Annotated in this window: 15 protein-coding genes; 9 read left to right on the top strand and 6 right to left on the bottom strand. The window is 72.5% G+C overall.

From position 1 onward, the window contains the following. The first annotated feature begins 90 nt into the window (after positions 1–90). Positions 91–1,986, top strand: a complete 1,896-nt coding sequence (locus tag AB0O07_RS34820) for an NHL domain-containing thioredoxin family protein (protein WP_365641202.1) — start codon at positions 91–93, stop codon at positions 1,984–1,986. Positions 1,987–2,083: 97 nt separating this feature from the next. Here AB0O07_RS34820 and AB0O07_RS34815 read toward each other — a convergent pair whose 3' ends face one another. Together AB0O07_RS34815 and AB0O07_RS34810 are read right to left on the bottom strand one after the other, a co-directional pair. Further along, entirely contained in the window at positions 2,084–3,397 is a 1,314-nt protein-coding gene (locus AB0O07_RS34815) for a M18 family aminopeptidase (protein WP_365641199.1), read from the bottom strand. Positions 3,398–3,547: 150 nt separating this feature from the next. Further along, positions 3,548–5,374, bottom strand: a complete 1,827-nt coding sequence (locus AB0O07_RS34810) for an acyl-CoA dehydrogenase (protein WP_365641197.1) — start codon at positions 5,372–5,374, stop codon at positions 3,548–3,550. Positions 5,375–5,534: 160 nt separating this feature from the next. Here AB0O07_RS34810 and AB0O07_RS34805 point away from each other — a divergent pair, with 160 nt between their 5' ends. The 3 genes from AB0O07_RS34805 (at position 5,535) to AB0O07_RS34795 (ending at position 8,497) form a co-directional block, all read left to right on the top strand. Continuing rightward, positions 5,535–6,011: an SseB family protein gene (locus AB0O07_RS34805; RefSeq protein WP_365641195.1), complete on the top strand. Its 477-nt coding sequence runs from the start codon at positions 5,535–5,537 to the stop codon at positions 6,009–6,011. Positions 6,012–6,282: 271 nt separating this feature from the next. Beyond that, entirely contained in the window at positions 6,283–7,236 is a 954-nt protein-coding gene (locus AB0O07_RS34800) for a pirin family protein (protein WP_365641193.1), read from the top strand. Positions 7,237–7,363: 127 nt separating this feature from the next. Then, the gene (locus AB0O07_RS34795) at positions 7,364–8,497 is read left to right on the top strand and encodes an AI-2E family transporter (RefSeq protein WP_365641191.1); all 1,134 of its coding nucleotides are present in this window, start codon (positions 7,364–7,366) and stop codon (positions 8,495–8,497) included. An 8-nt stretch (positions 8,498–8,505) separates the two neighbouring features. On the opposite strand, the gene AB0O07_RS34790 is transcribed toward AB0O07_RS34795, so the two are convergent. Together AB0O07_RS34790 and AB0O07_RS34785 are read right to left on the bottom strand one after the other, a co-directional pair. After that, positions 8,506–9,531, bottom strand: coding sequence for an endonuclease/exonuclease/phosphatase family protein (locus tag AB0O07_RS34790; protein ID WP_365641189.1), 1,026 nt, complete (start codon positions 9,529–9,531; stop codon positions 8,506–8,508). A 188-nt stretch (positions 9,532–9,719) separates the two neighbouring features. After that, positions 9,720–12,023 (bottom strand): SpoIIE family protein phosphatase, encoded by a 2,304-nt coding sequence (locus tag AB0O07_RS34785; RefSeq protein ID WP_365641186.1) that lies wholly within the window; start codon positions 12,021–12,023, stop codon positions 9,720–9,722. 134 nt (positions 12,024–12,157) lie between these two features. Here AB0O07_RS34785 and aspS point away from each other — a divergent pair, with 134 nt between their 5' ends. Further along, a complete protein-coding gene (gene aspS, locus AB0O07_RS34780) occupies positions 12,158–13,945 on the top strand; it encodes an aspartate--tRNA ligase (protein ID WP_365641183.1) in 1,788 nt (595 codons plus the stop codon). A gap of 182 nt (positions 13,946–14,127) precedes the next feature. Here the strand turns inward: aspS and AB0O07_RS34775 are convergent, their stop codons facing one another. Beyond that, complete coding sequence (locus tag AB0O07_RS34775) at positions 14,128–14,694, bottom strand: DoxX family membrane protein (protein WP_365641180.1); 567 nt, start codon at positions 14,692–14,694, stop codon at positions 14,128–14,130. A gap of 375 nt (positions 14,695–15,069) precedes the next feature. Here AB0O07_RS34775 and AB0O07_RS34770 point away from each other — a divergent pair, with 375 nt between their 5' ends. After that, entirely contained in the window at positions 15,070–15,840 is a 771-nt protein-coding gene (locus AB0O07_RS34770; RefSeq protein WP_365641178.1) for a hypothetical protein, read from the top strand. 100 nt (positions 15,841–15,940) lie between these two features. Beyond that, positions 15,941–16,924 carry an intradiol ring-cleavage dioxygenase gene (locus AB0O07_RS34765; protein WP_365641175.1) on the top strand — a complete coding sequence of 328 codons (984 nt, stop codon included), beginning with the start codon at positions 15,941–15,943 and terminating at the stop codon, positions 16,922–16,924. Positions 16,925–17,045: 121 nt separating this feature from the next. Here the strand turns inward: AB0O07_RS34765 and metG are convergent, their stop codons facing one another. Then, entirely contained in the window at positions 17,046–18,662 is a 1,617-nt protein-coding gene (gene metG / locus AB0O07_RS34760; protein WP_365641173.1) for a methionine--tRNA ligase, read from the bottom strand. A gap of 470 nt (positions 18,663–19,132) precedes the next feature. Between metG and AB0O07_RS34755 the strand changes: the two genes are divergently transcribed. Further along, positions 19,133–19,786, top strand: coding sequence for a response regulator transcription factor (locus AB0O07_RS34755; protein WP_365641170.1), 654 nt, complete (start codon positions 19,133–19,135; stop codon positions 19,784–19,786). Positions 19,787–19,899: 113 nt separating this feature from the next. Next, the gene (locus tag AB0O07_RS34750; RefSeq protein ID WP_365641168.1) at positions 19,900–21,285 is read left to right on the top strand and encodes a HAMP domain-containing sensor histidine kinase; all 1,386 of its coding nucleotides are present in this window, start codon (positions 19,900–19,902) and stop codon (positions 21,283–21,285) included. Positions 21,286–21,295 lie beyond the last annotated feature (10 nt).

The following is a 21,295-nucleotide window of genomic DNA, read 5'->3' as shown; positions in this document are numbered from 1 at the left end:
GGCGCCCGGACAGCCAGGGCCGTACGGGACCGCACGGGGACGGATGGGGCAGAGGGGGAGGGAGTGGCCGGGGAGTGGCACCCTTGACCCATGAACGATGCGACCCCCGCCCCCTCCCGCCGCGCCCGCGTGCGCGCCCCCGAACTGATCGGCAAGGGCGGCTGGCTCAACACGGGCGACACCTCCTACACCCTCGCCGACCTGCGCGGACGCATTGTCATTCTCGACTTCTGGACGTTCTGCTGCATCAACTGCCTCCATGTGCTCGACGAACTGCGGGAGCTGGAGGAGAAGCACCGCGACACCGTGGTGGTCATCGGGGTGCACTCGCCGAAGTTCGTCCACGAGGCCGAGCACCGGGCCGTGGTCGACGCCGTCGAACGGTACGAGGTGCACCACCCCGTACTGGACGACCCCGAGCTGGCGACCTGGAAGCAGTACGCCGTACGGGCCTGGCCCACGCTCGTCGTGATCGACCCCGAGGGGTATGTCGTCGCGCAGCACGCCGGTGAGGGGCACGCGCACGCGCTGGCCCGGCTGGTGGAAGAGCTGGAGGCGGAGCACGCCGCGAAGGGGACGCTGCGGCGCGGCGACGGGCCGTATGTGGCGCCCGAGCCGGTCGCGACCGATCTCCGCTTCCCGGGCAAGGCGGTGGAGCTGCCCGGCGGGCACTTCCTCGTCTCCGACTCGACCCGGCACCAGCTCGTGGAGGTGGATGCGGACGCCGAGACCGTCGTACGGCGCATCGGCAGCGGACGGCGCGGCTTCGGCCCCGACTCCTTCAGCGAGCCGCAGGGGCTCGCGCTCCTCCCCGACGGGCGGGTGATCGTCGCGGACACCGTCAACCACGCGCTCCGTACGTACGACCCGGTGAGCGGTGCCGTCGAGACGGTCGCCGGGACGGGCCGCCAGTGGTGGCAGGGGGCGCCGACCTCGGGGCCCGCGCGCGAGGTGTCGCTCTCCTCGCCGTGGGACGTCGCCTGGTGGGAGGGGCGGGTCTGGATCGCCATGGCCGGGACGCACCAGCTCTGGACGTACGACCCGGCGGCCGGGACCGTCGAGGCGGTGGCCGGGACGACCAACGAGGGGCTGGTGGACGGGCCCGCCGCCGAGGCGTGGTTCGCACAGCCGTCCGGGCTGGCGGCGGCGGGCGACCGGCTGTGGATCGCGGACTCCGAGACCAGCGCGCTGCGGTACGTGGAGCGGGAGCGCGGGGACGAGGGTGCGGGCGGCGAGGACGGTGGCGAGGGCGCGGGTGCGGGCGCGGGCGCCGGAGGGGGCAACGCCGGTGGCTACGTCGTGCGTACGGCCGTCGGGACCGGGCTCTTCGACTTCGGGCACCGCGACGGCGCCGCCGGGCAGGCCCTGCTCCAGCACCCGCTGGGCGTCACCGCGCTGCCCGACGGCTCGGTCGCGGTCTGCGACACGTACAACCACGCGCTGCGCCGCTACGACCCCGCGACCGGCGAGGTGACCACCCTCGCCACCGATCTGCGCGAGCCGAGCGACGCGGTGCTGGCGGGCGAGGACATCGTGGTGGTCGAGTCCGCGCGGCACCGGCTGACCCGGCTGCGGCTGCCGGAGGAGGCGGTACGGGTCGAGTCGGTGGCCCACCGCACGCGGCGGGCCGCGACGGAGGTGGCGCCGGGCGCGCTCCGGCTGGACGTCGTCTTCACGGCGCCGACCGGGCAGAAGCTCGACACCCGGTACGGCCCCTCCACCCGGCTCCTGGTCTCCTCGACCCCGCCGGAACTCCTCGCGGCGGGCGGCGGCGCCGGTACGGAGCTGGGGCGCGACCTGGTGCTGGCGGACGGGGCCACGGAGGGGGTGCTGCATGTCTCGGCGATGGCCGCCTCCTGCGACGACGACCCGCTGAACGAGTACCCGGCCTGCCATGTCCACCAGCAGGACTGGGGTGTCCCGGTCGTGATCACCCCGGCGGGCACGCCCCGGCTCGGGCTGGTGCTGGCCGGCCTCGACGCGTAGGGCCTGTCGTCGGAGTCCCGGCCCCGCCCCGCTGTCTGAAGGACCCCGCCGGGGCCCCGGCGGGGGGTGGGACCCGGCGGGGGCCGGCGCCCCCGGCTCACCCCGCCAGGAACGCCGCCAGGACATTGGCCAGGTGGTACGGGTCGTCGGCGCCGCAGAGTTCGCGGGCGCTGTGCATGGACAGGATGGCCACGCCGATGTCGACGGTCTGGATGCCGTGGCGGGCGGCGGTGATGGGGCCGATCGTCGTGCCGCACGGCATCGCGTTGTTGGAGACGAACGACTGCCAGGGCACGCCCGCCTTCTCGCAGGCCGCGGCGAACACGGCCCGGCCGCTGCCGTCCGTCGCGTACCGCATGTTGACGTTGACCTTGAGGATGGGGCCGCCGTTGGCGCGCGGGTGGTGCGTCGGGTCGTGGCGCTCGCCGTAGTTGGGGTGGACGGCGTGGCCGGTGTCCGACGACAGGCAGACCGTGCCGGCGAGGGCCCGCGCGCGGTCCTCGTACGTCCCGCCGCGCGCCAGCACCGAGCGCTCCAGGACCGTGCCGAGCAGCGGGCCCTCGGCGCCGGTGTCCGACTGCGAGCCGTTCTCCTCGTGGTCGAAGGCGGCGAGCACCGGGATGTACGGGAGCGGTTCGCCCGGGTCCGCCGCGAGGGCCCGGGTGGCGACGGCGGCGAGCGCCGCCGTCCCCGCGTGCACCGAGAGCAGGTTGTCCATCCGGGGGCCCGCGACCAGCTCCCGGTCCCGGCCCAGATACGCGGGGGGCTCGATCGCGTGCACCATCAGGTCCCAGCCGGTGATCTCCTCGGCCGCGACACCCACCTCCGCCGCGACGAACCGGATCAGATCGCCCTCCTCCGGCTCCCCGAGCCCCCAGATCGGCTGCATATGGCGCTGCCGGTCGAGCTTGAGGCCGTCCGTGTTGACCGACCGGTCCAGGTGCGGGGCGAGCTGGGGGACGCGGAGCAGCGCGCGGTCCACATTGACCAGCCGGTGCGAGCCGTCCCGCAGGGTGACCCGGCCCGCCAGCCCCAGATCGCGGTCGAGCCAGGTGTTGAGCAGCGTCCCGCCGTACACCTCGACGGCGATCTGCCGCCAGCCGTACGAGCCGGTGTCCGGCAGGGGCTTGACCCGCAGGTTGGGCGAGTCGGTGTGCGCGCCGACGATCCGGAACGGCGTGTGCGGCGCGGCGCCCTCCGGCACGAACCAGGCGATGAGCGCGCCGCCGCGCACCACATACCGCCCGCCGGCCTCCCCGGTCCAGGCGTCGGTCTCCCGCACCTGGCGGAAGCCGGCCTTCTCCAGGCGCTCCGCGGCGTTGGCCACGGCGTGGTACGGCGACGGGCTGGCGCCGAGATAGGACATCAGGTCGTCGGTGTGACCGCGGTCGAAGCGGATGGAAGTGCTCATGACGTCAACCCTAACGACGGGGTACGACAGCGCCGTCGGCACCGGGGGTGACAGCGGCCCCGGGGATGGTCAGCCCCCCCCCGGGACGGACAGCGGCCCCGCGTCCGGCGCCGTACACCGGACGCGGGGCCGCCGTGGACCCGGGGTGTCCTAGAACGCCGCCTCGTCCAGGTCCATCAGGGAGGTGTCCACGGACTCCGCGATCGCCCGCTCCGTCGCGACGCCCGGCAGCACGTTCGCGGCGAAGAACTTCGCGGCCGCGATCTTGCCCTGGTAGAAGGCGGCATCCTTGGCGGCGGCCGTCTCCAGCTTCTCCGTCGCCACGGCGGCGCCGCGCAGCAGCAGGTAGCCGACGACCACGTCGCCCGAGGCCATCAGCAGGCGGGTGGTGTTGAGGCCGACCTTGTAGATCTCCTTGACGTCCTCGCCGGTGGCCGTCAGGTCCTTCAGCATCACGCCGACGATCGCCTCCAGGTCGGCCGCGGCCTTGGCGAGGGCCTCGCGGGCCGGGGCGAGTTCGGCGCCGCCGGTGCCCACCGAGAGGAAGGTCTTGATCTCCTCGGCGAGCGCGCCCAGCGCCCGGCCCTGGTCGCGGACGATCTTCCGGAAGAAGAAGTCCTGGCCCTGGATGGCCGTCGTCCCCTCGTAGAGGGTGTCGATCTTGGCGTCCCGGATGTACTGCTCGACCGGGTACTCCTGGAGGTAGCCGGAGCCGCCGAAGATCTGGAGGGCCTGGGCGAGCTGCTCGTAGGAGCGCTCGGAGCCGTAACCCTTCACGATCGGCAGGAGCAGGTCGTTGAGGCCGTGCAGCGCCTCCGTGGGCTCGCCCTCGGCCTCCTTGAGGGCGATCTCGTCCTGCACCGAGGCCGTGTACATCACCAGGGCGCGCATCCCCTCCGCGTACGCCTTCTGCGTCATCAGGGAGCGGCGCACGTCGGGGTGGTGCGTGATGGTGACCTTGGGGGCGCGCTTGTCGGTGAACTGCGCCAGGTCGGCGCCCTGGACGCGCTCCTTGGCGTACTCCAGCGCGTTCAGGTAGCCGGTGGAGAGCGTGGCGATCGCCTTGGTGCCGACCATCATCCGGGCGAACTCGATGATGCGGAACATCTGGCGGATGCCGTCGTGCTTGTCGCCGATCAGCCACCCCTTGGCGGGGTGGCGGTCGCCGAAGGTCAGCTCGCACGTGTTGGACGCCTTGAGGCCCATCTTGTGCTCGACATTGGTCGCGTAGACCCCGTTGCGCTCCCCCAGTTCACCGGTCTCCCCGTCGAACTCGTACTTGGGCACGAGGAAGAGCGAGAGGCCCTTGGTGCCGGGTCCCGCGCCCTCGGGGCGGGCGAGGACGTAGTGGAGGATGTTCTCCGACATGTCGTGCTCGCCCGAGGTGATGAAGCGCTTCACGCCCTCGATGTGCCAGCTTCCGTCGTCCTGCGGGACGGCCTTCGTGCGCCCCGCGCCGACGTCCGAGCCCGCGTCCGGCTCGGTGAGGACCATCGTGGAGCCCCACTGGCGCTCGACGGCGATCGCGGCGGCCTTCTTCTGCGCCTCGTTGCCCTCGTCGTACAGGACGCCCGCGAAGGCCGGGCCCGAGGCGTACATCCACACCGCGGGGTTGGCGCCGAGCAGCAGCTCCGCGTAGGCCCAGATCAGGGAGCGCGGCGAGGTCGTACCGCCGATCTCCTCGGGGAGGCCCAGGCGCCAGTACTCGGAGTCCATGTACGCCTGGTAGCTCTTCCTGAAGGCGGCCGGGACCGGCGCCGTGCTGGTCTCCGGGTCGAAGACCGGCGGGGTGCGGTCGGCCTCGGCGAAGGACGCCGCGAGGTCGTTCTCGGCGAGCCGGGCGACCTCCTCCAGGATGGAGCGGGCGGTCTCCGCGTCCATGTCCGCGAACGGACCCGTGCCGTACAGCTTGTCGCGCCCGAGGACCTCGAAGAGGTTGAACTCGATGTCGCGGAGATTCGACTTGTAGTGCCCCATGACGACGACTCCGTAAGGATCGGTAAGGCGGAAGAGCAGAGGGATGCGGAGGGGTGCGGACGGATAGGGATACTGGCTGGTAGCTACGATGATGCTACCCATCGGTAATAAGATGCAACCCCGGGCCCGGGGAGCGGCATTCCTCAGTACTCTTGCGTCCATGTACGGCTACGACCAGAACATGGGCGCTCAGCAGCAGTACGCGCACCCGCAGCAGCCTCCGATGGGCGGCCCCGGGGCGGGTGGCTACGGGGAGCAGCCGCTGTATCCGGAACCGTCGCCCCCGTCGCTCGGCGACGCCGTGCGCGCGTTCACGACGGGCTCGCTCCAGGCCGAGGACTTCCAGCAGATCTTCGCGACGTCGAAGGTCTACTGCCCGCGCGGCGACAACCCCGGGTTCCTGGCGCTGCACAACACGCAGCAGCCGGTGATCCCCATGTTCAGCACGCTCAAGGAGCTGCGCAGATACGCGGGCAAGGAGTCCAAGTACTTCGTGATCACCGGGGCCGAGGTCATCGACCTGCTGCCCACGGGGTACGGCTTCGTGCTCGACATGGAGGGTGAGCACCGCATGGTGTTCGACGCGAAGGCGGTCGAGCAGATGGTCGACTTCGCCATGCGGCGCATGTACGGCTGAGCCGCCGCCTCCCCTGTCACGCCTTCCTCCCCTGTCACGCCTTCCTCCCCTGTCACGCCTTCCTCCCCTGTCACGCCTTCCTCCCCTGTCACGCCTTCCTCCCCTGTCACGCCTTCCTCTCCCGTCACGTCTCCCTCCCCTGTCACGCCTTCCTCTCCCGTCACGTCTCCCTCCTCCGCTCTCCCCGTCACGTCTCCCACGGGAATACCGCGCGCCTTGTCAGATGTTCAGCATTCAACTAAATTGGGTGCGAGAGCCTGAGGAGGCCGTCATGCCCGCAGTGACCGTCGAAAACCCGCTGACCCTGCCCCGGGTGGCGGCCCCGGCCGATGCCGTGGCCCGTCCCGTGCTCACCGTCACCACCGCGCCCAGCGGTTTCGAGGGGGAGGGGTTCCCGGTGCGCCGCGCGTTCGCGGGCGTCGCCTACCAGCACCTCGACCCGTTCATCATGATGGACCAGATGGGCGAGGTGGAGTACGCGCCGGGCGAGCCCAAGGGGACCCCCTGGCACCCGCACCGCGGCTTCGAGACCGTGACGTACCTGATCGACGGCGTCTTCGTCCACCAGGACAGCAACGGCGGCGGCGGGACCATCCGCAACGGCGACACCCAGTGGATGACGGCGGGCTCCGGCCTGCTCCACATCGAGGCGCCCCCGGAGTCCCTGGTCACCTCGGGCGGCCTCTTCCACGGCCTCCAGCTCTGGGTGAACCTCCCCGCCTCCGACAAGATGATGGACCCCCGCTACCAGGACATCCGCGGCGGCCAGGTCCAGCTTCTGACCTCCCCCGACGGCGGGGCGCTGCTCCGGGTGATCGCGGGCGCGCTCGACGGCCACGAGGGCCCCGGCATCACCCACACCCCCATCACGATGATCCACGCCACCCTGCGCCCCGGCGCCGAGATCACGCTGCCCTGGCGCGAGGACTTCAACGCGCTGGCGTACGTCCTGGCCGGGCGCGGCACGGCCGGTGCGGAGCGGCGCCCGCTCCACCTGGGGCAGACGGCCGTCTTCGGCGCGGGCGGCTCGCTCACCGTACGGGCCGACGAGAAGCAGGACGGGCACACCCCGGACCTGGAGGTCGTCCTCCTCGGCGGGCGGCCGATCCGGGAGCCGATGGCGCACTACGGGCCGTTCGTGATGAACAGCCACGCCGAGCTGCGGCAGGCGTTCGACGACTTCCAGGCCGGCCGCCTGGGCGTGGTCCCCGCCGACCACGCGTAACCGCCGGGGCCGCGCCTCCCCATGGCGGGCGTGGGCCCCGCCTCCCCCGCCCCCCGGATGACGGCGTGTCACCCGGGCGGCGGGGCAGCGCAGGACACGCCCGGGTCCGCGTGGTCGGCTGGAGGCTGTGCGGACGCCGTCGAACCAGAGCCACCTGCTGCCCGAGAGCGCCCGGCGGATCGCCGCGTGGTGCGCGGTCGCGCTGCTGGTCTCCGGGGTCGGGGCGGTGGGGATCTGGCTCTGCGTCACCTTCAAGACGGCCGTCACCCCCGTCCTGCTCGCCCTTCTCGGCACCGCGCTGCTCCGCCCGCTCCACCGCAGGCTCCTCGCGCTCCGTATGAACCCCTCCCTCGCCGCCGCGCTGACCTGCGTCGCCATCGTCGCCGTCGTGGGCGGCGCCGCGTACATCGTGGTCAGCGCGCTCGTGGACAGCGGCGACCAGATCGTCTCCTCGCTGCGCCGGGCCGGGCGCGAGATCAGCCGGCACTTCGGCGGCGCCGCCGGGACCTCGCTGGAGGACCTGGCCAAGAGCGCCAGGAGCCTGGTCGGGAAATTCGCCGGAACCGCCGCCTCCGGGGTGCTCACCGGGATCAGCGTCGTCGGCGAGCTGATCGCCACCGCCGTGCTCGCGCTGCTGCTCGTCTTCTTCTTCCTGCGGGACGCGCGCCGGGCCGCCCGCGCGCTCCACGGCCTCGCGCCGGGGAGCGCCGGGTCCGCGCTGGAGGCGATGGCGCGGCGCGCGTTCGGCGCCGTCGAGGGGTTCATGCGCGGGACGACGCTGATCGCCCTGATCGACGCCGTCTGCATCACCGTCGGCCTGCTGGTCCTGCGGGTGCCCGGCGCGGTCGGCCTGGGGGCGCTGGTCTTCGTCGGCGCGTACATCCCGTACCTCGGCGCCCTGATCTCCGGCACCGTCGCCGTGCTGGTCGCGCTCGTCGACCGGGGGTGGGTGATCGGGCTCTGGGCGCTCGGGGTGGTGCTCGCCGTGCAGGTGCTGGAGGGGCATCTGCTCCAGCCGCTGATCCAGAGCCGTACGGTGCAGATGCACCCCGCCGTGGTGATGCTGGCGATCACGGCGGGCGCGAGCGTCGCCGGGATCCTGGGGATGCTCCTCGCCGTACCGCTGACGGCGGCGGCGTTCGGGGTGCTCTCCGAGGCGCGGAAACGGTACGGCGGGGAGGACGGGGCGGGGCGGGGCGACGGGGCGGAGGCCGGCGGTCCGCCCGGACCACCGCCTTCAGGCCCGCCCCTCACCACCTGACCCGCCCCTCACCACCTGACCCGGGCCGCCACCGGCAGGTGGTCGCTCTCGGTCGCCGGCAGCGTCCAGGAACTCTCCGGCTCCACGCCCCTGACCAGGATCTGGTCGATCCGCGCCACCGGGAAGGCGGTCGGCCAGGTGAAGCCGAAGCCGTCCCCGGCCGTCTCCTGGACGGAGCTCAGCCGCGCGGTGAGTCCGTCGAAGGCGCGGTCGTCCATGGTGCCGTTGAAGTCGCCCAGCACCACCACCCGCCCGTTCCGCTCGGCGGCGACGGCCGTGCTCAGCGCCGCCGCCCCGGCGTCCCGGCTCTCCGTCCAGAACCCCGTCCGGGGAAGCGCCCGTACGGAGCCGAGGTGCGCCACGTACACCGCCAGCGGGCCGCGCTCCGTGGCCACCGTGGTGCGCAGCGCGCGGTTCTGGGCGAGCTTGGCCTCGGCCGGCTTGGCGTCGCCCAGCGGCCCGGCGTCCCGCTCCATCTCGATCGGCCGGGTCTCCGAGAGCGGCAGCCTGCTCCAGAGCCCGACCGTTCCCCGTACGGCGTGGTACGGGTACGACGCGGCCAGCGCGCTCTCGTACGCGTCCGTCGCCTCCGGGGTCAGCTCCTCCAGCGCCAGCAGGTCGGCGCCGGAGGCGGCCAGGTCACGGGCGGTGCCGGCCGGGTCGGGGTTGTCGGCGTTGACGTTGTGGCTGACCATGACCAGTCTTCCGGCGGCGGAGGAGCCGGCCGACGCGCCGGTCTTCGCGCCGGTCTCCCCGCCGGTCTTGTCGGTCAGCAGCCCGCCGAAGAGGGTGAGCCACACCGTGACCGGCACCACCAGCGCGACCACGGCGGTGGCGGAGCGGCGCAGGAGCGCCCCGGCCAGCAGCACCGGGACGCCCAGGCCGAACCAGGGCAGGAAGGTCTCCACCAGGCTGCCGAGGCCCCCGAAGTCCGTGATCGCCGCGTGCCCCGCCATGACCAGGCCGAGCACCACCGCCAGCGCCGCGAGCACCGGGCCGCGCTTCCAGGGCCCTGGCCGGGCGAGGGCGCGCACCGGCGGGAAACGGCGCCGACGGGGGGAATCCGAGGACGACGCGGACGACGGGGACGACGGGGACGACGCCGATGACCGCGATGACGGAGGCGGCGGAGGCGGCGGCGAGAGCAGGGGCGGGGGGTGGGCCATCTCTCCACTCAAGAGGGTGTCGTGTTGCGAGAGCGTATGTTTTTCCGCTGATACGGTCACATCCGCTCGCGCGCCGCGCCATCCCTCGTCCCCGCCGTTTCCTCTGTCCCCGCCGTGTCCTCGTACAGGTGGAACCAGGTGCACTTGCCCTCGCCGCGCGGGTCCACGCCCCACGCGTCCGCCAGCAGCTCCAGCAGGACGAGCCCGCGCCCGCTGGAGGCGAGTTCGCCGGGGGTGCGCCGGTGGGGCAGGTCGTCGCTGGTGTCGGCGACCTCGACGCGCAGCCGGCGCGCGCCCGGTGCGCCGCGCGCCTCGGCGAACAGCAGCGCGTCCCCGTCCGTGTGGACGAGCACGTTGGTCAGCATCTCGGAGACCATCAGCTCGGCCGCGTCGACCTGCTCCGGGTCGGCCCAGTCGTGCAGCAGCTCGCGGAGCTGACGGCGGGCGCCCGCGATCCGCTCCGGTTCGGCCTGGGCGATGGTGAGGGCGGTGCTGCGGACGGGGGGTGCGGCGGTACGGGCCGACCGGGCGGCCCGGTCCCGGGCGAGCAGCAGAAGCGCGATGTCGTCCTCGCGGCGGTCGGCGAGCGGTCCCGTGGTGCGGTGCGACGCGGGCCCGTGGACGGTCTCGATCAGGGCGTCCGCCAGCCCCTCCAGCTCGGCGGCGGTGTCCTCCAGGACCGGCCGGAGCCGGGTCCACCCGGTCGCGAGGTCGTGGCCGCCCGTCTCGATCAGGCCGTCCGTGCAGAGCATCAGCACCTCGCCGGGGGCGAGCCGGAGCCGGGTCGTGGGGTAGTCGGAGTCGGCCTCGATGCCGAGGGGGAGGCCGCCCGCCGTCTGGCGGATGACGGCGGTGCCGTCGGCCGTGCGGATGACCGGGTCCGGGTGGCCGGCGCGGGCGATGTCGAGGGTGCCCGACTCCGGGTCGACCTCCAGGTAGAGGCAGGTCGCGAAGCGCGGCCCGATGGGGAGCTCCGGCACGGTGGCCGAGCCGGGGCCGGGGCCGGTGCCGGTGGCCGCGCCCGGCTGGTGCTGGAGCCCGGCGAGGAAGCGGGAGGCCCGGGAGAGTACCGCGTCCGGGCGGTGCCCCTCCGAGGCGTACGCCCGCAGCGCGATCCTGAGCTGCCCCATCAGCCCGGCGGCGTGCACGTCATGGCCCTGGACGTCCCCGATGACCAGGGCGAACCTGCCCCCCGCGGTACGGCTGCCCCGGCCGTCGGGGAGCGGGATCATGTCGTACCAGTCGCCGCCCACCTGGAGCCCGCCGCCGGTCGGTACGTACCGCGCCGCCACCGTCATCCCGGGGATCTCCGGGCCCAGCCGGGGCATCATGGCGCGCTGGAGCCCGATCGACAGTTCGCGCTCCGACTCGGCGACGCCCGCGCGGGCGAGGGCCTGCGCCAGCATGCGGGCCACCGTCGTCAGCACGGCGCGGACGTCGGGCGAGAACGTCGTGGGGTGCTTGAAGGCCGCCATCCAGGTGCCCAGGACGCGCCCGGCGACGACCAGGGGGAGGAACGCCCAGGACCGCCGTTCGAAGCGGCGTACGTACTCCCAGGTGGTGGGGTAGCGCTCGGCGTACGACTCCGGGGCGGCCAGATAGATCGCACGGCCCGTTCTCGCCACGTCGGCGGCCGGGTAGGCGGTGTCCAGGGACATCTCCTCGAACGGGACCACGTCGCCCGGGTCGTGCCCGTGGTGCCCGATGATGCGGAGCCGCCGCCCCGAGGCGGGGCCGGTGGGGCTCCCCGTGACGCCGAAGACGGCCTGTCCGTCGGGGGAGAAGCCGGGCATGGAGAGGGTGGCGGCGACCCGGAGCACCTCGCTGGTGGAGCGCGCCTCGGCGAGCGCGCGCCCCGCGTCCAGCAGGAACGCCTCCCGGGAGCGGTTCCAGCCGCCGGTGGCCGGGCCGGTGCGGGTGCCTGTGCCTGTGCCTGTGCCTGCGGGGTACGGCTCCCCGGCGCCGTCGGCGACCTCGTGGCCGGCCTCGTCGGCGGCTTCCTGGACGACTTCCTGGACAGTGCCGAAGATGTCGAGGTCCTCGGTGCCGTCGGGGTGGGTACGGGCGCGGGGCCTGGCCCGGCTCCGTACCGTACGGACGACATGGCTCTCGCCGTCCATCACGCGGAGCCGGACCTCGGCGAGGGTGGACTCGGCGAGCGCGAGGCTGACGGCGCTCTCGACCTCGACCCAGTCGACGGGGTGCAGGCGGGCCCGGATCGCGGCGGTCGTGGTGGTACGGGGCCCGGCGGGCCAGCCGAAGAGCCGGGCGGCCTCGGCGTCGAGGACGACGGAGCCGGAGGCGAGGTCCCAGTGCCACAGGCCGGTGCCGACGGCGGCCAGGATCTCCTCGGTTCGCATTGTCCCACTTTATGAAGATGTGCGGAGTCAACGCCACTGAGGGTGGTGTCGGAGCCGGGCGGTAGCCTGTTAGGGCCGAACGGGGGCCCCGCGCCCCCTGCCCACTCCGACCGTCAAGACTGGATGAAACGACGATGCACCGTTACAGGTCCCACACCTGCGGTCAGCTCCGCGCCTCCGACGTCGGCACCGACGTCCGGCTGAGCGGCTGGCTGCACAATCGCCGAGACCTGGGCGGCATCCTCTTCATCGATCTGCGCGACCACTACGGTCTGGTGCAGCTCGTCGCCCGCCCCGGCACGGCCGCCAACGAGGAGCTGGCCAAGCTCACCAAGGAGACCGTCGTCCGTATCGACGGCACGGTCTCCGCGCGCGGTGCGGAGAACGTCAACCCGGAGCTGCCGACCGGGGAGATCGAGATCGAGGTCTCCGAGGTGGAGATCCTGGGCGCGGCGGGACCGCTGCCGTTCACGGTCAACACGGAGGACGGCGTCAACGAGGAGCGGCGGCTCGAATACCGCTTCCTCGACCTGCGCCGCGAGCGCATGCACCGGAACATCCTGCTCCGTACGGCCGTGGTCTCCGCGATCCGGCACAAGATGACGGCGCTCGGCTTCAACGAGATGGCGACGCCGATCCTCACCGCGACCTCGCCGGAGGGCGCGCGCGACTTCGTCGTCCCCTCGCGGCTCAACCCGGGGAAGTTCTACGCGCTGCCGCAGGCGCCGCAGCAGTTCAAGCAGCTCCTGATGATCTCGGGCTTCGACCGGTACTTCCAGATCGCGCCCTGCTTCCGCGACGAGGACGCCCGCGCGGACCGCTCGCCGGGCGAGTTCTACCAGCTCGACGTCGAGATGAGCTTCGTCGAGCAGGAGGACGTCTTCCAGCCGATCGAGAAGCTGATGACGGAGCTGTTCGAGGAGTTCGGCGGCGGGCGCCATGTCACCTCGCCGTTCCCGCGCATCCCGTTCCGCGAGTCGATGCTCAAGTACGGCAACGACAAGCCCGACCTGCGGGCCAGGCTCGAACTGGCCGACATCTCCGACGTCTTCGCGGACTCCGGCTTCAAGGCGTTCGCGGGCAAGCACGTCCGGGCGCTGCCGGTGCCGGACACGGCCGGGCAGTCCCGCAAGTTCTTCGACGGCCTCGGCGAGTACGCGGTCGAGCACGGCGCGAAGGGGCTGGCCTGGGTCCGGGTCGGCGAGGACGGGACCCTGGCGGGCCCGATCGCCAAGTTCCTCACCGAGACGGACGTCAAGGTCCTCACGGAGCGGCTGGGCCTGGTCCCGGGGCACGCGGTCTTCTTCGGCGCGGGCGAGTTCGACGAGGTCTCCAAGATCATGAGCGCGGTGCGGGTCGAGGCCGCGAAGCGCGCGGGCCACTTCGAGGAGGACGTCTTCCGGTTCTGCTGGATCGTCGACTTCCCGATGTACGAGAAGGACGAGGAGACCGGGAAGATCGACTTCTCGCACAACCCGTTCTCGATGCCCCAGGGCGGTCTGGAGGCCCTGGAGTCGAAGGACCCGCTGGACGTTCTGGCGTGGCAGTACGACATCGTCTGCAACGGCATCGAGCTCTCGTCCGGCGCGATCCGCAACCACGAGCCCGAGCTGATGCTCAAGGCGTTCGAGATCGCCGGGTACGACCGCGAGACGGTGGAGCACGAGTTCGCGGGCATGCTCCGCGCCTTCCGCCTCGGCGCCCCGCCGCACGGCGGCATCGCGCCGGGCGTGGACCGGATCGTCATGCTGCTCGCCGACGAGCCGAACATCCGCGAGACGATCGCCTTCCCGCTCAACGGCAACGCGCAGGACCTGATGATGGGCGCGCCGACGGAGCTGGACGAGTCGCGCCTGCGCGAACTGAACATCGCCCTCCGCAAGCCGGTGGCGAAGTCCGCCCAGGAGAAGCCCGCCCAGTAGCCCGTCGCCCCGGGCCCCGGCCGACGGGCGCCCCGGGCCGCTCGCGGCACCCGCCCTGCCCCACCTGTCCTGCCCTCGCCCCGCCTCCGTCACGCCGACGGGGGCGGGGCGCGGCCGTTCCGTACGGCCGTCCCGTACGGCCGGGCTGTGCGACCGGGCTGTGCGACCGTTCTGTACGGCCGCTAGTTGCGGAGCAGCAGGATGACGGCGGCCGTGACGAGGCCCAGGGCCACCGCCGTCGCTCCGTAGGCCAGACGGTGGGTGCGGAGGAAGGGGAGGAAGCGGTCCACGGCGATGCGGCCGGGGCCGGTGAGGGCGAGGGCGGCGGCGGCCGTGGTGAGCAGCAGCTCGTACTCGATGCCGGCCGGGGCGAAGAAGCTGCCGGTGCCCTTGACGGCGATGGCGTTCACCATCGTGCCGACCACCGCCGCGCCCATCAGCGGGGTGAGCAGCCCCAGCGCGAGCCCCAGGCCGCCCACCGTCTCGGTGAGCCCGGCGACCACGGCGAAGGCCTTGCCGGCCGGGTAGCCGCTCGACGTGAAGAACGCGCCGGTGCCGTCCACGCCGCCGCCCCCGAACCAGCCGAACAGCTTCTGGCCGCCGTGCGCCGCCATGGTCAGCCCCAGGACGAGGCGGAGCAGCAGCAGGCCGATGTCGTAGGCGGCGGGTGTCGCCGCGTGGGCGCGGTGGCCGTCGGGGGCGGAGGCGGAGGTGGACCAGCCGGTCAGGGTGTTCGTGGGGGAGAACATGGGCGCTCTTTTCCTCGCAAGCTTTCCTTGAAAGTTTAAGTAATGCTCTGCCCGACCGTACACAGGGATTCCAAAGCGGACAACTGGGGCGCGACGCGCCGGGGGTGCGTGGAGGACGTCCATACGATGATCACCGGCGCAGACTTCGAGGGCGAGATGTACCGCTTGAGAGGCTTACGCATGTCTGTGCTCAGTGTTCGTAGGGTTCGCGGTGTTCGCGGTGTTCGCGGTGTTCGCGGTGTTCGCGGAGATCGCGCGGATCGCGGGGATCGCGGTGCGCGCAGGGGGCGCGGAAGGGCGGGGTTCTGTGCCGCGCTGCTCACCGCCGGTCTGCTGCTGACCGGCTGCGCGGGCCTCGCCGACCGCTCGGACGGGGTGCGGGACGCGGACTCCGGCGAGCGGAACCCGGGCTCCCGCGACGACGGCTCCCGTAACGACGGTTCCCGTAACGGCAAGGACGGCGGCGGAAGCGGGGCCGGCGCCGCTACCGGTGCCGGAGCCGGATCCGGAGCCGGAACCGGGGCTTCCGGGCCGCTGGAGGCGCGCACCGGGCCCCGTACGATCCCCGGCCTCGGCCCCGCCACCCGCGCCGGGATCCCCCCGGGCGCCGCCCAGGCCGTCGTGGTGACCGGCATCAACCGTGACTCCAACCTCGCCTCCGTCACGGTCTACGAGCGCGACCCGGTCACCGGCTGGGAGGCCGTCACCGAGGAGTGGCCCGCCCACAACGCGCTGAACGGGTGGACCGACGACCACCGCGAGGGCGATCTGCGCTCCCCGATCGGGGTGTACGGGCTGACCGACGCGGGCGGCAGGCTCGCCGATCCGGGGACGAGGCTCCCGTACGACCGGGGACCGGCCTTCTCCGTCTCGGGCTTCGGGTTCGAGGGCGAGCCGCTGGAAGGTTCCTTCGACTACGTCGTCGCCATCAACTACAACCGGTCCCCCGGCAACACCCCGCTCGACTGGACCCGGCCGCTCGGCACGGAGAAGGGCGGCGGCATCTGGATCCATGTCGACCACGGCGGCCCCACCCAGGCGTGCGTCGCCGTGGAGCGGGAGCGGATGCGGGAGCTGCTGCGCATGCTGGACCCGGCGAAGGAGCCTGTGGTGGTGATGGGGGACGAGGATTCGCTGATGAAGTAACTCCCATTGAACGGAGGGGAGTTGGGTGCCCGCTCGTACTTGTGCGGTTCACAGGTCATCCCCAGGTCCCTGCCAGCTTGGCTCCCTACGGTCTGTGCCCATGACAGAGAAACAAGAGCCGCAAGTTCCTCAAGAGCCCTCAGAGAAACGCGACATGATGCGCCGCCGCTCCGTGCTGGTGGGCGGGGCGGCCGTCGCCGCGACCGGGATCGCGGCGGTGGCCGTCACCACGGCATCGGCCGGCGAGGACAAGGCGGCCTCCGGCGCCGCCGACGCCGTCAACGCCTCCCGCCCCAAGGCCACGGCCTCGGACGGTGAACTCTGTTACCGGCTCACCTCGCAGACCACCGAGGGGCCGTACTACATCGACGCCGACAAGATCCGCAAGGACATCACGGAGGGCAAGGAGGGTATCCCCATGACCCTCCGCCTCAAGGTGATCGACTCGGAGAGCTGCAAGCCGCTCTCCCGGGTGGCCGTCGACATCTGGCACTGTGACGCGCTGGGGCTCTACTCCGGTTACGAGGACTCCTCGACCGGGGGCGGCCCTGGCGGCGGCACCCCGCCCACCGACGCCCCCACCGACGCGCCGACCGACGCGCCCACGGGCGAGCCGACCGGCGAGCCCCCGTCCGGCGGTCCGGGCGGCGGCGGTGGCGGCCACCAGGAGCCCACCGACGACAAGCGGTACCTGCGCGGCACCTGGCTCACCGACCGGAACGGCTTCGTCGAGTTCACCACCGTCTTCCCCGGGTGGTACCGGGGCCGCGCCGTGCACATCCACACCAAGGTGCACGTGGGCGGCAAGATGACCGACGCCGGGTACGAGGGCGGGCACACCTGCCACACCGGCCAGTTCTTCTTCGAGGAGGCGGCGGTCCTCGACTCGGCGAAGATCGAGCCGTACTCCACCAGCACGACGGAGCGCACCACGCTCACCGAGGACACCATCTACGACCAGAGCGGCGTCCAGGGCGGGCTGCTGAAGCTCACGTACCGCAAGAACGCCATGGCGCGCGGCGTCGTCGGCGCCATCACGGTCGGGGTCGACCCCGACGCCACCCACGACGGTACGGATCTCTGACCGGCGGAGAGCAGGTACGTACGGCCTGCGGAGAGTAGGCACGTACGGTACGTACGGACGAGGGCCCCTGCCTGAGCAGGGGCCCTCTGTCGCGTACAGGCGCATACCTGCGTACGGGGTGCTACGCCGTCGGCTGCTCCTCCAGGCGCGGGAAGAGCACCGCGCCCTTCGTGACCGTCGCGCCCGCCGGAAGCAGCCCCCACGCGCCCGCGTCCTGGATCCGCTGGCCGGCGAGGGCGCCCAGGGACGCCTCGGCGCCGAGCGAGTCCCACAGCTTCCGGGAGGTCTCCGGCATCACCGGGTGGAGGAGGACGGCGAGCGCCCGCAGCGACTCCGAGGCCGTGTAGAGGATCGTCGCCAGGCGCCCGCGGCCCGCCTCCGAGTCGTCCTTGGCGACCTTCCACGGCTCCTGCTCGGTCAGATAGCCGTTGACCTGCTTGACGAAGTCGAAGACCGCCGCGATCCCGCCCGCGAAGTCCAGCTCCTCGCCGATCTTCCGGTCCGCCTCCGCGACGGCCTTCGCCAGCCCGTCCCGTACGGCCTGCTCGGCCTCGCCCGGGGCGTCGGCGGCGGGGTCGGCCGGGAGCGTCCCCCCGAAGTACTTGCCGACCATGGCGGCGACGCGCGAGGCGAGGTTGCCGTAGTCGTTGGCCAGCTCGGAGGTGTAGCGGGCGCTGAAGTCCTCCCAGGAGAACGAGCCGTCCTGCCCGAAGGCGATGGCCCGCAGGAAGTACCAGCGGTAGGCGTCGACGCCGAAGTGCGAGGTCAGGTCCTGCGGCTTGATGCCGGTCAGGTTCGACTTCGACATCTTCTCGCCGCCGACCATCAGCCAGCCGTTGGCGGCGACCTTGCCGGGCAGCGGCAGCCCCTGCGCCATCAGCATGGCGGGCCAGATGATCGCGTGGAAGCGGAGGATGTCCTTGCCGACGAGGTGGACGTCGGCGGGGAAGGTCGTGTCGAACTTCTCCTGGTTGGCGCCGTAGCCGACCGCCGTCGCGTAGTTGAGCAGGGCGTCGACCCAGACGTAGATCACGTGCTGCTCGTCCCACGGCACCGGGATGCCCCAGTCGAAGGTCGAGCGCGAGATCGACAGGTCCTGGAGGCCCTGCTTCACGAAGTTCACGACCTCGTTGCGGGCCGACTCGGGCTGGATGAAGCCGGGGTTGGCCTCGTAGTGGGCGAGGAGCTTCTCGCCGTACGCGCCGAGCTTGAAGAAGTAGTTCTCCTCCTTGAGAATCTCCACCGGCCTCTTGTGGACGGCGCAGAGCGCGACGCCGTTCTCGTCCTCGATGAGGTCGCCGGGGAGCTTGTACTCCTCACACCCCACGCAGTACGGGCCCTCGTAGCCGCCCTTGTAGATCTCGCCCTTGTCGTACAGGTCCTGCACGAACTCCTGCACCCGGGCCGTGTGCCGCTTCTCCGTGGTCCGGATGAAGTCGTCGTTCGCGATGTCCAGGTGCTCCCAGAGGGGCTTCCACGCCTCCTCTACGAGCTTGTCGCACCACTCCTGCGGGGTGACCCCGTTCGCGTCCGCGGTGCGCATGATCTTCTGACCGTGCTCGTCCGTGCCGGTGAGGAACCACACCTTCTCGCCGCGCTGGCGGTGCCAGCGGGAGAGCACGTCGCCTGCGACGGTCGTGTAGGCGTGGCCCAGGTGAGGAGCGTCGTTGACGTAGTAAATGGGGGTGGTGACGTAGTACGTCGTCCCACCCTGCTCTTCGGATCCAGTGGCCGCCATGCTCGAAATGGTATCGGCCCCGGAGTGGTGCCTTCACACCGATAAACCCCGGTCCGCACTCACCCAAGGGGTGGGGCGAACTCCGGCATGGACCTGGCATGGACCTGGCAGAGACCTCCCGGAAACAGCCGTGGAGGTAGACAGGCACATCCTGGGAGGGAATGGGCATCATGTACAAGGCGGGGCAGCGGATGAGCGATGGGGCGGAGACGGGGGCGGGAAAGCCGGGGCGTGAGTCGGCTCCGGATCCGGAGGGCGGGACCGGCGCCGGGGCGGACGGGACGGGCGCGGAGCCGGGCGCGGGGACAGGCACGGATTCGCGCGCGGGGACAGGCACGGATTCGCGCGCGGGGACAGGCACGGATTCGCGCGCGGGGACAGGCACGGATTCGCGTACGGGGACAGACACGGATTCGCGTACAGGGACAGGCACGGAGTCGGGCACGGGGAGAGGTTCTGGGGAGGACACCATGCGGGTACTGGTCGCCGAGGACGAGGAGGCCCTGGCCGAGCTGGTGGCCACCGGGCTGCGCCGCGCCGGCTTCGCGGTCGACACCGTCTACAGCGGGGACGCCGCCCTCGCCTACCTGGGCCTGCACGACTACGACGTGGTCGTCCTCGACCGCGACCTCCCGCGCGTCCACGGCGACGACGTCGCCCGCAGGCTGGTCGCCCAGTCCGCCCGTACGCGGATCCTGATGCTCACCGCCTCCGCCTCCCTGGAGGACCGCGTCGAGGGGCTCGACCTGGGCGCCGACGACTATCTCGGCAAGCCCTTCGACTTCCCCGAGCTGGTCTCGCGGGTGCGCGCCCTGCGCCGCCGCAGCGCCCGCCCCGTACCCCCGCAGCTGGAGCGGTACGGGGTGCGGCTCGACTCCGTACGGCGGACCGCGTCCCGGGACGGGGTGGCGCTGGACCTGTCGCCGAAGGAGTTCGCCGTGCTCCAGATCCTGCTGGAGGCGGACGGGGCGCCGGTCTCCGCCGAGGAGCTGCTGGAACGGGCGTGGGACGCGCACGCGGATCCGTTCACCGGGGCGGTACGGGTCTGCCTCAGCAAGCTGCGGTCGAAGCTGGGGGATCCGCCGCTGATCAGGACGGTGCAGGGAGTGGGGTACGCGCTGTGAGGCTGGGCGGGAGCGGGGTACGCGTGGTGGGACGGGGCGGCAGCGGGCGGGGCGGAAGCGGTGGTTCCGTCACCCAGGTGCTCCGGAGGGTGAGCGCGCGGTGGTTCCGGAGGGTGAGCGCGTGGTGGTACCGGAGCGTGCGCGGGCGGTGGCGCAGGCCGCTCTCCGGCTCCACCATCCGTACCCGGATCGCGCTCGTCTACGGCGGGGTCTTCCTGGTCCTCGGCGGCGGTCTGCTCACCGTCGTCAACCTGCTCTCCACCGCCGGTACGCAGACCGAGGCCGCCGAGATCGCCGCCCGGGTCACACCCGCCCAGGTGGGGCCCGTCCGGCCGTCGCCCGCGCTCCAGCCGCCCTCCGTGACCTGGCTGGTCGGCGAGCGGCAGATCGAGCCGTACACCGTCAACCAGGTCGCCGACAACGTCACCCACGCGGCCTCCGACGAGATGGTCTTCTGGTCGGTCGTCGCCCTGCTCGTCATGGCGGCGTGCGCGGTCGGCGTGGGGTGGTGGACGGCGGGCCGGGTGCTCCGCCCGGTGCACGCGATGACGGCGAAGGCGCGCCGGCTCTCCGAGCGCACCCTGCACGAGCGCATCGGCGCGCGCGGCCCGGACGACGAACTGAAGGAGCTGAGCGACACCCTGGACGATCTGCTGGGCCGGCTCCAGAAGGCGTTCGACAGCCAGCGCCGCTTCATCGCCAACGCCTCCCACGAACTGCGCACCCCGCTGGCGACGCAGCGCACCGCGATCCAGGTCGGCCTGGACGACGCCTGCACGGCGGAGGAGCTGGCGCGGACGAAGGAGACGCTGCTCGACAACAACCGGCGGAGCGAGAAGCTCATCGAGGGGCTGCTGGTACTGGCCCGCAGCGAGCGCGAGGTGGACGACCTGGAACCGGTCGACCTGGGCGAGGCGGTCGCCGAGGAGACGGTGCGGTGCGGCGGCGATGTCTCGCTGACGGTGAAGGACGCGGAGACGGTACGGGGCAACCGGCTGCTGCTGGGCCAGCTCGTCGGGAACCTGCTGGCCAACGCGGTCACGTACAACGTCCCGGGCGGGACGGTGGACGTCGAGGTGACGGGCGCGGTGCTGGTGGTGCGGAACACGGGCCCCGAGGTGGCGGCGGCGGACGTACCGGCGCTGTTCGAACCGTTCCGGCGGGGCGAGGGCCGGGACCGGATGGGGCGCGGGGCGGGGCTGGGGCTCTCGATCGTACGGTCCATCGCGGAGGCACACGGCGGCACGGTGGACGCGGAACCGGGCGGCGCGGGCGGCGGCCTGGTGGTGACGGTGCGGCTGCCGGTGCGGGAGTCGCTGCGGGGGCCGGCGCGGGAGCCGGTGGAGGCGACGGGGCGGGCGAGACGGGCCGGGTCGGCGGGGCAGGCGGGGCAGGCGGGGCTGGCAGGGTCGGCGGGGCAGGTGGGTCAGGCGGGGCTGGCGGGGTCGGCGGAGGCTGAGGTGCCGGAGATACGGGGGCGGCGCGTTTCGGTGGGGTGAGGCGCGGGAG

Origin of the sequence: Streptomyces sp. NPDC093085 (genome assembly GCF_040683935.1) — a bacterium.
In the GTDB taxonomy this organism is placed as follows: Bacteria; Actinomycetota; Actinomycetes; order Streptomycetales; family Streptomycetaceae; genus Streptomyces.
Note: the sequence above shows the minus strand (reverse complement) of the source record. Positions and strands in the feature narration are given on the sequence as shown.

Coding starts and splice junctions, on each gene's coding strand:
- AB0O07_RS34820 (WP_365641202.1), top strand. CDS start 91: ATGAACGATGCGACCCCCGCCCCCTCCCGCCGCGCCCGCGTGCGCGCC.
- AB0O07_RS34815 (WP_365641199.1), bottom strand. CDS start 3,397: ATGAGCACTTCCATCCGCTTCGACCGCGGTCACACCGACGACCTGATG.
- AB0O07_RS34810 (WP_365641197.1), bottom strand. CDS start 5,374: ATGGGGCACTACAAGTCGAATCTCCGCGACATCGAGTTCAACCTCTTC.
- AB0O07_RS34805 (WP_365641195.1), top strand. CDS start 5,535: ATGTACGGCTACGACCAGAACATGGGCGCTCAGCAGCAGTACGCGCAC.
- AB0O07_RS34800 (WP_365641193.1), top strand. CDS start 6,283: ATGCCCGCAGTGACCGTCGAAAACCCGCTGACCCTGCCCCGGGTGGCG.
- AB0O07_RS34785 (WP_365641186.1), bottom strand. CDS start 12,023: ATGCGAACCGAGGAGATCCTGGCCGCCGTCGGCACCGGCCTGTGGCAC.
- aspS (WP_365641183.1), top strand. CDS start 12,158: ATGCACCGTTACAGGTCCCACACCTGCGGTCAGCTCCGCGCCTCCGAC.
- AB0O07_RS34775 (WP_365641180.1), bottom strand. CDS start 14,694: ATGTTCTCCCCCACGAACACCCTGACCGGCTGGTCCACCTCCGCCTCC.
- AB0O07_RS34765 (WP_365641175.1), top strand. CDS start 15,941: ATGACAGAGAAACAAGAGCCGCAAGTTCCTCAAGAGCCCTCAGAGAAA.
- metG (WP_365641173.1), bottom strand. CDS start 18,662: ATGGCGGCCACTGGATCCGAAGAGCAGGGTGGGACGACGTACTACGTC.
- AB0O07_RS34755 (WP_365641170.1), top strand. CDS start 19,133: ATGCGGGTACTGGTCGCCGAGGACGAGGAGGCCCTGGCCGAGCTGGTG.